This is a genomic window from Carboxydothermus ferrireducens DSM 11255 (genome assembly GCF_000427565.1).
In the GTDB taxonomy this organism is placed as follows: Bacteria; Bacillota; Z-2901; order Carboxydothermales; family Carboxydothermaceae; genus Carboxydothermus; species Carboxydothermus hydrogenoformans.
In genome coordinates, this window is the sequence record NZ_ATYG01000002.1 from 43,383 (window position 1) to 56,994 (window position 13,612).

A 13,612-nucleotide genomic window follows, 5' to 3' on the forward strand; every position below is an offset into this window, starting at 1 on the left:
CCCCTACGCCATTTTCCCGGGGTTTAAGATATTATTGGGGTCAAAAGCAAGTTTTAAGCGTTTTAAAAGATTAACCCCCGCTTCCCCCATTTCCCAGAGGAGAAAACGGTTTTTCGCCATGCCAATGCCGTGTTCCCCGGAAAGCGTTCCTCCAAGTTCTAACGCCGCTTTGAAGATTTCTTCTACAGCTTTTTCCACTCGCTGCCATTCTTCCCGGTTAGTTTCGTCGGTTAGGATTGTAGGATGAAGATTTCCATCACCTGCGTGACCAAAAGTACCAATAGTAAGGTTATATTTTTCACTAATTTCCTTTAACCTCTTTAACATAGCCGGAACTTGACTCCGGGGAACTGTAGCATCTTCCAAAACAGTGGTGGGACTTACCTGGGCTAAAGCCGGTAATGCCGCCCTCCGTGCTTCCCAGAGTTTTTCCCGCTCTTCATCATTTTTGGCTTCAGATACTTCTCCCCGATTTTTTTCCAGGACCTGCCGAATAATTTTAGCTTCCATTTCCACCTGTTCGGGATAACCATCGGTTTCCACCAGTAAAATCGCCTGGGCATCTACCGGAAGGCCAATGTTTTTAAATTTTTCTACCGTCCGGATGGTTGTTTGGTCCATAATTTCTAAAGTTGCAGGAATAACCCGGTTTTTAATAATTTCAGCAATGGCGTTCCCAGCATCATCAATACTGTTGAATACAGCTAAGAAGCTTTTTTTGGCTACCGGTGCAGGAATAAGTTTTACGATAATTTTCGTAATAATCCCTAAGGTACCTTCGCTTCCCACCATTAACGCAGGCAGATCATAGCCGGTAACATTTTTCACGGTCTTGCCGCCAAATTTCAACAGTTCACCAGTACCAATTACCGCTTCGACGCCCATGATATAATGCTTGGTTACACCGTATTTTAGGCCCCGAAGCCCACCGGAACACTCGGCCACCGAACCGCCCATAGTAGCAGTAGTAACCGTTCCCGGGTCCGGCGGATAAATCAAGCCGTAGGGTTTCACCGCTTCATTTAAATCGTTGATGATTACCCCCGGCTCCACGGTAGCCGTAAGGTTATCCAGGTCAATCTCTAAGATTTTATTGAGACGATTTAACTCTACCACTACCCCTTTTGCCGTCGGCACAGTTCCACCGCTTAAATTTGTCCCTGACCCCCGCGGATAAAGAGGAATTTTATATTCGTTGGCCCATTTAACAATCTCGACTACCTCCTCGGTGCTTTCAGGAAATACCACCGCTAAAGGCATTTGGTTTTTTAACCCCGCGGTAGCGTCATAACCGTAAACAAAAAGCTCCTCCCTTTGCGTTTTTACCTTTTCGGAACCAAGAATTTTTTCTAACTTGGCCAGTGCTTCCACTTTAAAAACCCTCCTCAAAACTATCCGGGGGGAATAACTCCCCCCGATTCGTTTATTTCAGTTTATTTTTTATTAAACGCCGCGACTAAGCCCCAGAGGGCTAAAATTACCACTGCGGTAATCCCAAGAATGGTGAGTCCTGGACCGGTTTCTACCTGAGCTTGAGCCGCAGCTCCAGCACTTTCAATCATTTTGTAAACCGGAATCCAGCTTTTCAGGTAGTACGCCTGGAGATAAGTAATGATGCCTACCACCACAGCAAATAAGAAGCTGTGCAGCACGGTAAACCGGAAAAGCTCCGCTTCTTTGCCCACCAAGCCCACCGAAGCGGTAGCTACCGCAATGCTTTGCGGTGAAATCATCTTACCGGTAACTCCACCGGAAGAGTTAGCTGCAACAGTTAAGACCGGATCAATACCCAGCTTTTCCGCTGAAGCAGCCTGCAATTTAGCGAAAAGAGCATTAGCCGATGTATCCGAACCGGTTATAAATACCCCGAGCCAACCAAGCATTGGTGAAAGAAAGGCAAACGCTTTTCCTGTAACGGTTAGCGATAAACCCAGCGTTTGGCTCATACCCGAGAAGTTAGCGACATAAGCAAAACCTAATACCGCTGCGATGTTAATTAGCGGATATTTTAAGCTTTTAAGAGTATCAACAAACACATTAACCGCATCTTTAAAGCTAATTCGTAAAATTAAAATTGTAATTATTGCAGCAATAAGGATTGCCGTCCCCGCCGCCGATAGCCAGTTAAATTTAAAGACCGCTTCCATGGCTTTGTCCGCACCGGGCTTATAAATTAAACCATCAAGGCCGGGGACATGAAACTTAAGGGTAACAAGGTCTAACACATTTTTTACCTGATTTAACCCCCAGTCGCCCACCAAAATCGTTAATACAATAAACGGCGACCAGGCTTTTAAAATAGCCCCTGCGGAATGCTTCTTTACCTGTAATGTTGCCGGAGGTTCATTGGCAAATCGCCAGATATTTTTGGGCTTCCAAACCTTCAAGAATATGACCAAAGTGATGATGGAAACCAGGGAAGAAATTATATCCGGGAGCATCGGCGAAAGGTAGTTTGCAGAAAACCACTGAGCACCGGCAAAGGAAATACCGGTAACCAACACTGCTGGTAAGACCTCAAGAAGACCCTTCCACCCGGACATGATAAAGACCAACCAGGCAGGAATGGCCACCGATAAAAGCGGCAACTGACGGCCTACCATTTTACTAATCGCCATAGCATCAATTCCCGTTACCTGTCCGGCCACAATAATGGGGATACCTATTCCTCCAAAAGCAACGGGAGCAGTGTTGGCAATCAAGCAAATTCCTGCAGCATACAAGGGGTTAAAACCAAGACCAACGAGCATTGCTGCCGTAATCGCCACCGGGGTACCAAAGCCAGCGGCCCCCTCTAAAAACGCTCCAAAGGCAAAAGCAATCAATAAAGCCTGCAATCTCCGGTCCTCGGTAATCGAGGCAATGGAATCCTTAATAATTTCAAATTGTCCCGCTTTAACGGTAAGGTTATAGAGATAAACTGCAGTAATAACAATCCAGCCAATAGGGAAAAGACCATATAATGCGCCGTTTACCGCAGCCATTAAAGCAAGATTTACGGGCATCTTGTACTCAAAAACTACAACAATAATGGCCAAAAGCAACGTTAAAAGGCCAGCAATATAACCTTTCATCTTTTTGATGGCCAGCGCCCAGAACAGGAAAAAAATCGGAATCGCTGCCACCAAAGCCGATAACGCAATGTTGTTAAACGGGTCGTAGTTTTGCGTCCAGGTCACCAAATACCCCTCCTGAAAAAAATTTGTCAATAACCTAATCATACGGCCGTATGATGGTCTGACCTCTTGACTATTAGTTTACCATATAAATTTAAATTTTCAATATATTCTAAATGTTACAAATTTCACAATTGCCGGGTAAAACAACGGTTTTATAAAGGTCACTACCTCCTTTGGGTATGTTAGAATTCAGTATTCATCGGAATTCAAGATTGTTCCATATTTCACGTTTTTGTTTTATAACAGGCCCACTATAAAAAATTTTTATAGTATCACACCTCACCGGCACAAATAAAGCGGGCCTAAGCCCGCTCTATTGCAAAGGGTTATTCAAACTCCGTAAAACCAAAATTGCGAATCCAGACATCTTTGTTCCGCCAGTCTTCCTTTACCTTTACCCATAAATCAAGGTAAATATTACTACCCAGTAGCCGCTCAATTTCCAGTCGAGCCCTTTGCCCAATCTCTTTTAACATTTGCCCATTTTTGCCAATGATGATTCCTTTTTGACTCTCCCTTTCCACGTAAATTACTGCGGAAACATAAACGGTATTGCTGTTTTCCCGGGGTTTTATTTCCTCCACCACGACTGCTACCGAGTGCGGAATTTCTTCCCGGGTCAAATGCAGTATTTGCTCCCGAATGTACTCGGCAATGATAAATCGTTCCGGATAATCGGTAACCTGCCCTTCGGGGTAATACGGCGGCCCCTCGGGTAATAATTCAAAAATTCCCTCCACCAGTTCCGAAACTCCCGTTCCGTTTAAGGCCGATATGTAATAAGTTTTGGCAACCTTTAATCTGCTTTCAATTTGCCCAGCAAGGGTTTGGGCCTCAATCATCTTTACCACATCAATTTTATTTACCACTAAGATTATCGGAGTTTTTACTTCAGCTAAAGTCTTTAAGAGATAATTTTCCTGCGGACCTATCGGTGAATTGGCTTCGACCACGTATAAAAGAACATCTACTTCGTCCAAACTGGTTAAAGCCTGCTTTAACATAAACTCCCCAAGTTTATTTCTGGGTTTTTGTACCCCGGGAGTATCGATAAAAATAATCTGGCCTTTTTCCGAAGTCAATACTGCCCGGATTTTATTCCGGGTAGTCTGGGGTTTATCGGACATTATTGCAATTTTCGTCCCCACCACTTGGTTTAAAAGAGTGGATTTTCCAACATTGGGTCGGCCAACGATGGAAACAAAGCCCGATTTATAACTCATCTTTTTCTCCCCCCCTTTCTGGTTTGACTATCCCACCGGATACAATAATTTTTAGCGCATCTTCTACCGAAAGATTTAAGGGTATTATATCCTTTTCAGGTAAATATAAAAGCCAGCCCGAAGTTGGATTGGGGGTTGTAGGTAAAAAGACCGGTAAGAGCTTTTCCCGGGTTTTTTCGTTTATTTCGTCAAGCCCCGAACCGGTGATAAATCCCAGAGCGTAAGAACCGTCCTTGGGATACCTTGCTAACACCACGCTTTTAAATGCATCCCTTTCCGGATGTAAAAAAGTTTCAATTAATTGCTTAGAAGTCTTATAAAGGGAACGGGTAACCGGTATCTTTATGAATAACTGCTCAAATTTTTTCAGGATTTTTCTTCCTATAAAATTCGTAGCCAACATCCCCACTATTGGTACCAGCAGAGCTACTGTTAACACCCCAAGGCCTGGAATATCAATACCAAAAATTTGGGCAAAAAATCCCCGAAGGGGTCGGTCAAAAAAGGAAAACAAAGCAAATAAAATATAAATGGTTATGGCTGCAGGTGTAATTACCGCAAGACCGGTTAAAAAATAGTTACCTACTTTCTTAAAAATGTCCCTTCCCTCCTCGCGACCTGCCATAGCTTATGAAAGTATAAAGGAGAAATAAAAGCCCTATTAGCAAAAGTAAAATGTGAAGGGGATAAAACCTAATACGATAGAAGTTTAAATAAGAAAAACCCTTGATTTTTGGTATAATCACCAAAAAAAAGACCCCGATACTGTTTATCGCTGCCAGAAGCACCGCTCCTGCTGCTACGTCCTTAGCGATTTTTGCAAGCCGGTGATAATCTTGGGTAAATAAATCTACGGTCGCTTCTATAGCCGTATTAATCATTTCCGTTATTATCACCAGAGCTACGGCAAAAAAGACAAATAAATAGTCATAGCCGTTAAAAGGCAAAAATAAAGAAAGGGTTAAAACTCCAATACCCGCTAAAAAGTGAATTTTCATGTTTCTCTGGGTGCGTAAACTGTAAATTAAGCCCCAAAAAGCATAGCTAAAGCTTTCTTTCAAGCTTCGCCGCATATTAACGCTCCAATCCCAGAGCACTTAAAATTTTTTCTTCTTTTTCCCGCATAATACGGGTTTCTTCTTCTTCATAATGGTCATGCCCAAGTAAATGTAAAACCCCATGCACCGTTAAAAACGCCACTTCCCTAAAAAAACTATGACCGTATTCTTTTGCTTGTTCCGCGGCCTTTTCTAAAGATATCACCACATCCCCTAAAACTTCATCATCTTCATCATCTGCCAGGGGAAAAGATAAAACATCCGTTGGAACATCCTTTTGGCGGTATTCCCGGTTTAAAGACTGAATGTAAATGTTATCCACCAGCGCAATGCTTACTACCCCTACGCGTCCTTCCTCGTTTAATGTTAAACTCACAGCCTGGGTAATTATATTTAACAAAGTCTCATCCACGTCCACTTTATCCTGAAGATTGGTAATTTCCGTCAAGATTTTTTCTCCTTTCTGAGAGCTTCCACGTTTATATCCGGATATTCCACCCGGTTATGGAAAATTCCCGATAATACTTTATCAAAGGCTTGAGCAATGTTATGCAAATCCTGAAAAGTTAGGTTTGACTCATCCAGCTGTCCATCTAAAAGCTTGTCCTTAATTACTTTTCGGACCAATCCCTCTATACGGCCGGGAGTAGGAGATTTTAACGAACGCACCGCCGCTTCTACCGAATCGGCCAGCATTACTAAAGCTGCTTCTTTGGTTTTGGGCTTGGGACCGGGATAACGAAAATCCTCGGCATTTACCTCCGGTCCGTTGATATCAATAGCCTTTTGGAAAAAAAACTTTATGATGCTGGTTCCATGGTGCTGCTCGATAATATCGATAACGATTTGGGGTAATTTATACTCCCGGGCCAGCTCCACCCCATCCTTCACATGGGAGGTAACAATTAAGGTACTTAAATTGGGATTAAGTTTTTCGTGGGGGTTACCGCTACCAAATTGATTTTCCACAAAAAAGTACGGTCGTTTTAATTTACCTATGTCATGGTAATAGGCCCCCACCCGGGCCAGTAAGCTATTGGCATTTACTTTATCCGCCGCCGCTTCCGCTAAATTCCCCACCAAAAGACTGTGATGGTACGTTCCCGGTGCTTCCATTAAAAGCTTTTTTAAAAGGGGATGGGAAGGAGTTGCTAATTCCAATAAAGTTACCGCAGAAGTAATTTTAAAGGTCGTTTCTAAATAGGGTAAAAAGCCGTTGGTAAAAATGGCAGCTAAAATCCCATTTATCGGACCAAAAATCAATGCAGCTAAAAAAGCCGTACCTATAGGCGTCTTATCTATAAGTTCCAAAGCAAGGATTGCTACTAAAGCTACAATACCTATATTTACTCCCGCCCGGGCTAAATCCTTGCGCTGGCTTAAATGAGAAACCTCAAAACCTCCGGCAAGTCCAGAAAAAAAAGATACTATGGATAGCTTAAGGCTAAGTTCGGTACCAAAACCAATTAATAAAGCTAAAAGCGCCGTCATCAAAATGGACAGATTAAAGTCAATTAAAATGGCAATTAACATCGTTGCTGCACCTAAAGGTACAGCATAGCCCACCAGCGGGGTCATTTCCGGAAATGCTCCCACATTGATTGCTAAAATACTTTTAGCTAATGCTAAGATAAAAAAGGAAATTATCCCCAATAAAATCAGTAAGTTTAAATTTTCAAAAATTTCCCGTCGCTGTAAGTACAGGTAAAAAAGAGGAGTTAACATGGTAAAAAATACAAGAAATACCGCTCCAATTAAATTGCGAAATGAAGGTCTTGGTTTAAGTAACCCCAGAGCTTCCAATTTGGCTATATGCTCGGGAGTAACAATTTCCCCTTCTCCGATAATTTTCTGATTTTGCTTAATTGAAACCCACACTTTGGGTACCGCCTGGGCAGCACGGTCTCGAAGTTTTTCCGTGGCTTCCGGATCATATACCGCATTGGGTCTTAAAAAATAATTTAAACTTAAAATTAAAACCTCTTTTTCCGGGTAACTTAAGTTATAACGGTTAACCTTCTCGGTAAGGGTTCCTTTAATTTCCGTAAAATTTTCTGGCGTAATCTCCTTTTTTAACAGTTCACCCAAAATTTCCGTTGCCGCCCGTTGGGTTGCTTTCCAGCGTTCAAGGTTTATTCTGGCCAAATCTGCAGCCATACCTGCAGGCAAGGAAAAGGGTAATTCGTTAATAATCTGCTTTTCCTTTTGCTTTGGAGGCAAGTTTTGCTTTAAGATTTTTTCTATATTTAAAAAAAAGTTATTTACTTCCCCTAAAATAGCCGCATTGGTTTCGGGATTAATTAGATAAACCTTCGGTACCTGGCTCCGGGCCTTCTCCCGCGCTTCTTCGGTTTTGGCCTTGTCTTCAAAAACTATACTTCGCGGAGCCTTAATAGTTTCCGGTGCTACCTGACCCACCTGGAGATTTACCCGATGCGGGATAAATTCCAGGAACATTAAGAGGAGAAAGGCTACAAAAAAACCAAAAAACACCAATCCCCGGAGGAGTTTTTGGTTGTTTTTTAACCTTTCCATTATTTGCTTTGCTTTAAGTTTAAGAATGACCCGTTCCCTCCCTGTCCTTGATCTGCCGGGCTTTTTCGTACTGCTCAATAATTTCCTGGACTAAGGGATGCCTTACTACGTCTTCCCGGGTAAAATAAGAAAAGTTTATACCCTTAATTGGCTTTAAGATCTGTTCCGCCTCCACCAGACCGGATTCCTGTCCGCGGGGTAAATCTACCTGGGTGGTGTCCCCGGTTATTACCGCTTTTGAGCCAAAGCCCAAACGGGTTAAAAACATTTTCATTTGCTCCGGTGTCGTATTTTGGGCTTCATCTAAGATAATAAATGCATCATCCAGGGTGCGCCCCCGCATATACGCTAAAGGCGCCACTTCAATTATTTGTTTTTCGAGGTATTTCTGGGTAGTCTCCAACCCCAAAATATCGTACAAACTATCGTAAAGTGGCCGTAAATAAGGATTAACTTTTTCCTGTAAATCCCCCGGCAAAAACCCTAACTTTTCCCCCGCCTCAACCGCCGGTCTGGTTAAAATTATCCGGGCAACTTCTTTTTGCTTTAAAGCCAAGACTGCCATTACCACCGCCAGGTAAGTTTTCCCCGTACCTGCCGGTCCAATGGCAAAGACTATATCATACTTTTTAATGGCTTCGAGATACATTTTCTGTCTTAAGCTTTTGGGTTTGATTTTTTTACCCCGGGGAGTTATATAAACCGTTTCATCCCCTAAAAGCCCCAAAACACCTCTTTTTTCTGCGGAAAAAGCATAACGAATTTCCCGAGTGGTGATGGGATTTCCGGCAAGATAATAATTATAAAGATCTTCGACTAACCCCACTGCTTTATTTACCGCGTCTTCTTCCCCGGTTATTAAAATTTCTCCTTCTCTTAAATTAATGGTAACGGGCAAAAGCTCTTCAATAAGCTTTAAGTTTTCATCGTACTTGCCAAACAAAGCCCGAAAAAACTCCTTATCTGCTACTACCATCCGTTGTTCTTTTTTAGCCAAGGCTAATCCTCCTGTATCCCTAAGATTTGACCGATATCTTCTAACGCCTGAGCTTTCACCACTACTTCCACTGCATCCCCCAAACTCCGAACACTTTTGTCCATATAGGTTATCTGCTTCATATCTACTTCTTTTTTAAGTTCTTCTAATGCTAAATTATACGCCTTTTGCGCTCCTTCCTCAAGGGTTAGCTTTCTAACCTTTCTTTTAACTTCTCTGTAAGTCACTTTATAAAGTTCGATAGGAACGGCGAATTTCCTACCTAATGAAAGTTTATAACGCTTTTCCACCATGATAGCCAGCGCAAAGCCTTTTGGGGGCTTTTTTAACGTTATTTCTTTTTTCCCGAAAAAAAGCTTAACTAAACTACTCTCTTGTCCGGTGGGAACTAAGCGCTCTTCTCTTAAGGGTACCTGCACCTTTTTTTTATACCAGGTAACCGCCTTTACCGTTCCTTCAGCCACAATGGCCTTTCCCCGTTCATCAACCCCGGAAATTAGTACCTCCCCCGCGGTAACTTTCTGCCCCGGTTTAACCCTTAAGCTCCCCCGAAACACCAGTATCTCTTTAATAATTCCATCCCTTTTGGCCACAATGTCCGCCTTTTTGTATTTCTGCCGGTAACTCTCTTCCCGCATTTTACCAGTAATGATAAGCCTAACTCCCTTTTTTTCAATCCCCACCCAGGAGATCTCGGGCATTTGGGCCAAGATTTCCCTTTTTAGCATTTTTTCATCAACTGCTTTTTTCCTGACAAACGGTTTAACCTTCCGGGCTTTTAAAATATCTAAAATTTCTCTTTGTCTACCGGAAAAACCATCAATTTCAATAAACCAGATAAAACCGGTAAGAGAATAAATTATCCCTAAAAGTAAAAAAAGCCCGGCAATAATCCCTGGCCTTTTTAGAACTTTCTTCCACCAAAACCAAGCTCCCTCTTTAGCAATAACTTTTGTTTTTCCTCCCACCTTTTTCCCTATGGTTTTCACCTGACGAAAATTTTTTAAACTGGTTTTAAAGGTCAGGCCATCTGTAGTATATTTTACTTCCCTTAAATCAACCTGCCGGCTAAAGGCCAAATTTAAAAAACGTTCAACCTCACTGCCCTGAAATTTAAAATGAATTTCACCAAACAACCATTTCAGCAAGAAGTTTACCCCCTCTCGAAGTGTACCCGTTCAACTTGCCCGGTAATTTGCAGTTCTTCGGAGGTTATTAAAAAAATTTCTAAATTCTTACCTTCGATGGTTATTTTTTCATTAAACCTGATAATTTTTATTATCTCCGGGGAATAAGATTGGATTCCTTTATGTCCTTCCACAATTACCATCTCATTACCCAGAAAAACCACCCTGGGTAAATCGGCAAAAATTTCTCCCGGGGATATTGTCCATTTTTTAGGCATAAAAAAACCCTCCCTGCTAAATCAATATGCAGCAGGAAGGGTTTTCATGTTAGTTGGCCAAAAGCTTTTTCGCTAACTCCGCAACTACCTTACCGTCAGCCCGTCCCTTTACCTTGGCAAGTACCGCCGGCATTAATTTCCCCATATCCGAAGGTTTAGAAGCCCCGACTTCTCCCATCGTCACTTTAATTATTTCCTCTAACTCCGTTTCGCTTAACTGGGCTGGTAGGTAGCTTTCAAGAATTTTTATTTCTTCCTGAATTTTAGCAACTTCTTCGGTCCGTCCGGCTTTTTCATAACTGGGTAGGACTTCTTTGCGGGCCTTAATTTCCTTTTGGATGACTCCAATAATCTCATCATCGGTAAGGCTTCTTCCTTTTTCAATTTCAGCATTTTTAATTGCCGCTTTTACCAGTCTTAAAACATTAAGCCGTATCTTGCCCGCTTCCCTTTGTTTTAAACTCTCTTTTAAATCCTGTTCAATGCGGTTCAACATAAGATCACCTTAAGCATAACGCTTTTTCTTATTCCTGGCTTGAGCTTTTTTCTTCCTTCTCACGCTGGGTTTTTCGTAATGTTCTCTTTTGCGCATCTCAGCCATTAAACCGGCTTTTTGGCAAGATCTTTTAAAACGTCTTAAAGCGCTATCTAAACTTTCATTCTTGCCAACTCTAACTTCTGCCACTTTCTATCCCTCCCTCCTCCCCACCCCCTTTACCGCCTTAATTAGGCAAATTTACCTAACGGTCTACCGCCAATTAAGTGGAAATGGAGGTGGTAAATCTCTTGACCGCCGTCTTTTCTGCAGTTGCTGACCAGACGATACCCAGACTCACTAATCCCTTCTTTTTCCGCAATTTCCCTGGCTTTTAGTAGCAAATGTCCAGCAAGCTCCCGGTGTTCTTCTCCTAAGTCCGCTATATTTTCCACATGTACCTTAGGAACAATCAATATATGCACCGGTGCTACCGGATTGATGTCACGAAAAGCCACCACTAACTCATCTTCATAAACAATAGCCGAGGAAATTTCTTTCCGGGCAATCTTGCAGAAGAGACAGTCACTCATACCTTCACCTCCCCTCGGGAGAAAGGTACAATTCAATCCTTACAAAAGGAGATAATTCTACAATACACTATAAAATTCCTGCTGGCAAGAAAAATTTTAGCTATTTACCAGTTCTCCGCTAACATAGCCCTCTTTTATCTCGATAATTTTAACCGGATAAATTTCTCCCCGCTTTATATTATTGCCCGAAAACTTGACTCTTAAATAATTATCGCTATGTCCTTCCCAAAAGCCTTCCGTATCCTGTTCCTCGGGAATAACCTCTAAAATTTTACCGAGAAATTTAGAAGCATAATTTTTAAAAAGTTCCTCTTTTAAATTTAAAAGTAAAAGGCTTCGCCGCTCCTTTTCCCGCTCCGGTATCTGACCGGGCATTTTCGCCGCCGGCGTACCCGCCCGCGGTGAGTATTTAAAAACGTGAATATCCATAAAACCAACCTTTTTTACTAAATTGTAACTGTTTAAGAACTGCTCCTCGGTTTCTCCCGGAAAACCAACGATAACATCAGAAGTTAAAGCAATATCAGGAATCCGTTCCCGGATAGTTTCAATTAACCTTAAGTACTCATAAGAAGTATATTTCCTGCGCATCGCCTTTAAAATATCGTCATCACCACTTTGCAGGGGTAGGTGGAGATGACGGCAGAATTTAGGACTATTTGCCAGAACATCCAGTAGTTCCACGGTAAAATCCTGCGGTTCAATGGAGCTCAAACGAAGCCTCTTTAGTTCGGGAATTTTAAATAACTCGGCCACCAAATCGGCAAGTTTGGGCAAGTCCTGTTTTTCCTGGCCGTAAGCTCCCGTATGGATTCCCGTAAGCACAATTTCTGAAAAGCCGCTCTGACAGAGTTTTTTTACTTCCGCTACCACATCCTCTAAGGGGCGGCTTCTAAGGGGTCCCCGGGCATAGGGAATAATACAATAGGCGCAATAGCTATTACACCCTTCCTGAATCTTAACAAAAGCCCGGGCCTTACCCGGTGCGAGCTTTAAAGGCATTTCTTCAAATTCCAAGAGCTCTTCAAAACTGGCCACCGCATTTATTTTTGTCCGTTCCCTTAGTACTTTTTCCACTAACTCCACCAGGCGGTTTTTATGAACGGTCCCCAAAACAAGATTTACCTCGGGAATTTTTAAAATTTCCTCGGGAGCAACCTGAGCATAACAGCCCACCGCCGCCACCACCGCCCGGGGATTTTTTTGCACCGCTTTCCTGATCATCTGCCGGGATTTACGGTCACTTAAATGGGTAACAGTACAGGTGTTTATAACGTAAATATCAGCATAATCGCTAAAGTCAACTATTTCATACCCTTTTTCTAAAAAAGCTCCTTTTAACGCTTCGGTTTCGTACTGATTTACTTTACAACCTAACGTATAAAAAGCTACTTTTTTCACCTTAATTCTCCTCCAAGGTCACCCCACTGATATAAAACCATGGAAAGAACGGCCAGAGCTGCCGTTTCCGTACGTAAAATTCTTGGCCCCAAGCTAACAGTGACCGCCCCAAAACTTTTTAAATACTCAATCTCTCCGGGGTCAAACCCCCCTTCGGGGCCTATTATTACCGTAACGTTTTTTACCGCCTCTTTATTTAAAAGTTGCTTTAAAGAAGTTTGCTCCTCGCCTTCGTAGGGTACCAAGATTAAAGCATCGGAAATAAATTCCGGCAGGGCCTTTAAATCTATTACCGGAAAAATTTCCGGAACCCGGCTGACTCCCGCCTGCTTAGCCGCTTCATAAGCAATTTTCTGCCACCGTTCGCATCGATCCCTTTTCTTGCGTTCATCAAAAACCACTACCGTCCTGATGGTTTCCACCGGAATTATCCGGTAAACCCCCAGTTCCGTAGCCTTCTGCACGATAAAATCCATTTTATCGCCCTTCGGTACCCCCTGCACCAAAGTTACATTGACCGGAGGTCTGGTTACAACCTTTTTTTTCTCCAAAATCTTTAATTGAACTAAATCTTTTCTTACCGCTATTACCTGGCATAAGTAGCGAAACTCCTGGTCGTCCTGTAATGTTAGTTTTTCCCCGGGCTTTATTCTTAAAACCTTGGCTACATGTTTAGCATCGTCACCGGTAAGATAAGCATAATCCCCCTGGGTCTGCCCAGGGGGTAGAAAAAAGTACGGCATTTA

Annotated in this window: 15 protein-coding genes; all 15 read right to left on the bottom strand. The window is 42.5% G+C overall.

What is annotated here, in order from left to right; genetic code table 11:
• Positions 1–3: 3 nt before the first annotated feature.
• The 15 genes from CARFE_RS0101600 to CARFE_RS0101670 all read right to left on the bottom strand — a co-directional run bounded on the left by CARFE_RS0101600 (position 4) and on the right by CARFE_RS0101670 (position 13,609).
• Positions 4–1,371 carry an FAD-binding oxidoreductase gene (locus CARFE_RS0101600; RefSeq protein WP_245570741.1) on the bottom strand — a complete coding sequence of 456 codons (1,368 nt, stop codon included), beginning with the start codon at positions 1,369–1,371 and terminating at the stop codon, positions 4–6.
• Positions 1,372–1,433: 62 nt separating this feature from the next.
• On the bottom strand, positions 1,434–3,179 hold the full coding sequence (locus tag CARFE_RS0101605) for an L-lactate permease (RefSeq protein WP_028051501.1): 1,746 nt from the start codon (positions 3,177–3,179) through the stop codon (positions 1,434–1,436).
• Between the two features lie 326 nt (positions 3,180–3,505).
• On the bottom strand, positions 3,506–4,402 hold the full coding sequence (gene era, locus CARFE_RS0101610; protein ID WP_028051502.1) for a GTPase Era: 897 nt from the start codon (positions 4,400–4,402) through the stop codon (positions 3,506–3,508).
• A complete protein-coding gene (locus CARFE_RS0101615) occupies positions 4,392–5,027 on the bottom strand; it encodes a DUF502 domain-containing protein (protein WP_034541419.1) in 636 nt (211 codons plus the stop codon). Before CARFE_RS0101615 ends, era begins: the two co-directional genes overlap by 11 nt.
• Positions 4,993–5,475, bottom strand: a complete 483-nt coding sequence (locus CARFE_RS13890) for a diacylglycerol kinase family protein (RefSeq protein WP_084138699.1) — start codon at positions 5,473–5,475, stop codon at positions 4,993–4,995. The genes CARFE_RS0101615 and CARFE_RS13890 overlap by 35 nt, the downstream gene beginning before the upstream one ends.
• Before the next feature lies 1 nt (position 5,476).
• Positions 5,477–5,908 carry an rRNA maturation RNase YbeY gene (gene ybeY / locus CARFE_RS0101625; RefSeq protein WP_028051504.1) on the bottom strand — a complete coding sequence of 144 codons (432 nt, stop codon included), beginning with the start codon at positions 5,906–5,908 and terminating at the stop codon, positions 5,477–5,479.
• Positions 5,905–7,995 (bottom strand): HD family phosphohydrolase, encoded by a 2,091-nt coding sequence (locus CARFE_RS0101630; protein WP_051250104.1) that lies wholly within the window; start codon positions 7,993–7,995, stop codon positions 5,905–5,907. The genes ybeY and CARFE_RS0101630 overlap by 4 nt, the downstream gene beginning before the upstream one ends.
• Positions 7,996–8,014: 19 nt before the next feature.
• Positions 8,015–8,971 carry a PhoH family protein gene (locus CARFE_RS0101635; RefSeq protein WP_034541439.1) on the bottom strand — a complete coding sequence of 319 codons (957 nt, stop codon included), beginning with the start codon at positions 8,969–8,971 and terminating at the stop codon, positions 8,015–8,017.
• A gap of 23 nt (positions 8,972–8,994) precedes the next feature.
• Complete coding sequence (gene yqfD, locus CARFE_RS0101640) at positions 8,995–10,140, bottom strand: sporulation protein YqfD (RefSeq protein ID WP_028051507.1); 1,146 nt, start codon at positions 10,138–10,140, stop codon at positions 8,995–8,997.
• 5 nt (positions 10,141–10,145) lie between these two features.
• A complete protein-coding gene (gene yqfC / locus CARFE_RS0101645; RefSeq protein ID WP_011343360.1) occupies positions 10,146–10,397 on the bottom strand; it encodes a sporulation protein YqfC in 252 nt (83 codons plus the stop codon).
• A gap of 49 nt (positions 10,398–10,446) precedes the next feature.
• Positions 10,447–10,893: a GatB/YqeY domain-containing protein gene (locus tag CARFE_RS0101650; RefSeq protein WP_028051508.1), complete on the bottom strand. Its 447-nt coding sequence runs from the start codon at positions 10,891–10,893 to the stop codon at positions 10,447–10,449.
• Between the two features lie 9 nt (positions 10,894–10,902).
• Positions 10,903–11,082: a 30S ribosomal protein S21 gene (gene rpsU / locus CARFE_RS0101655; RefSeq protein WP_011343358.1), complete on the bottom strand. Its 180-nt coding sequence runs from the start codon at positions 11,080–11,082 to the stop codon at positions 10,903–10,905.
• A 41-nt stretch (positions 11,083–11,123) separates the two neighbouring features.
• Entirely contained in the window at positions 11,124–11,465 is a 342-nt protein-coding gene (locus tag CARFE_RS0101660; protein WP_011343357.1) for a histidine triad nucleotide-binding protein, read from the bottom strand.
• Positions 11,466–11,561: 96 nt separating this feature from the next.
• On the bottom strand, positions 11,562–12,866 hold the full coding sequence (gene mtaB, locus CARFE_RS0101665) for a tRNA (N(6)-L-threonylcarbamoyladenosine(37)-C(2))-methylthiotransferase MtaB (RefSeq protein WP_028051509.1): 1,305 nt from the start codon (positions 12,864–12,866) through the stop codon (positions 11,562–11,564).
• Positions 12,863–13,609, bottom strand: coding sequence for a 16S rRNA (uracil(1498)-N(3))-methyltransferase (locus CARFE_RS0101670; RefSeq protein WP_028051510.1), 747 nt, complete (start codon positions 13,607–13,609; stop codon positions 12,863–12,865). The genes mtaB and CARFE_RS0101670 overlap by 4 nt, the downstream gene beginning before the upstream one ends.
• Positions 13,610–13,612: the final 3 nt, after the last annotated feature.

What these genes read in the sequence shown, in the direction of transcription:
- CARFE_RS0101650 (WP_028051508.1), bottom strand. Translation starts at nt 10,893, where the DNA reads ATGTTGAACCGCATTGAACAGGATTTAAAAGAGAGTTTAAAACAAAGG.
- CARFE_RS13890 (WP_084138699.1), bottom strand. Translation starts at nt 5,475, where the DNA reads ATGCGGCGAAGCTTGAAAGAAAGCTTTAGCTATGCTTTTTGGGGCTTA.
- CARFE_RS0101635 (WP_034541439.1), bottom strand. Translation starts at nt 8,971, where the DNA reads ATGGTAGTAGCAGATAAGGAGTTTTTTCGGGCTTTGTTTGGCAAGTAC.
- CARFE_RS0101615 (WP_034541419.1), bottom strand. Translation starts at nt 5,027, where the DNA reads ATGGCAGGTCGCGAGGAGGGAAGGGACATTTTTAAGAAAGTAGGTAAC.
- era (WP_028051502.1), bottom strand. Translation starts at nt 4,402, where the DNA reads ATGAGTTATAAATCGGGCTTTGTTTCCATCGTTGGCCGACCCAATGTT.
- CARFE_RS0101630 (WP_051250104.1), bottom strand. Translation starts at nt 7,995, where the DNA reads ATGGAAAGGTTAAAAAACAACCAAAAACTCCTCCGGGGATTGGTGTTT.
- CARFE_RS0101660 (WP_011343357.1), bottom strand. Translation starts at nt 11,465, where the DNA reads ATGAGTGACTGTCTCTTCTGCAAGATTGCCCGGAAAGAAATTTCCTCG.
- CARFE_RS0101670 (WP_028051510.1), bottom strand. Translation starts at nt 13,609, where the DNA reads ATGCCGTACTTTTTTCTACCCCCTGGGCAGACCCAGGGGGATTATGCT.
- yqfC (WP_011343360.1), bottom strand. Translation starts at nt 10,397, where the DNA reads ATGCCTAAAAAATGGACAATATCCCCGGGAGAAATTTTTGCCGATTTA.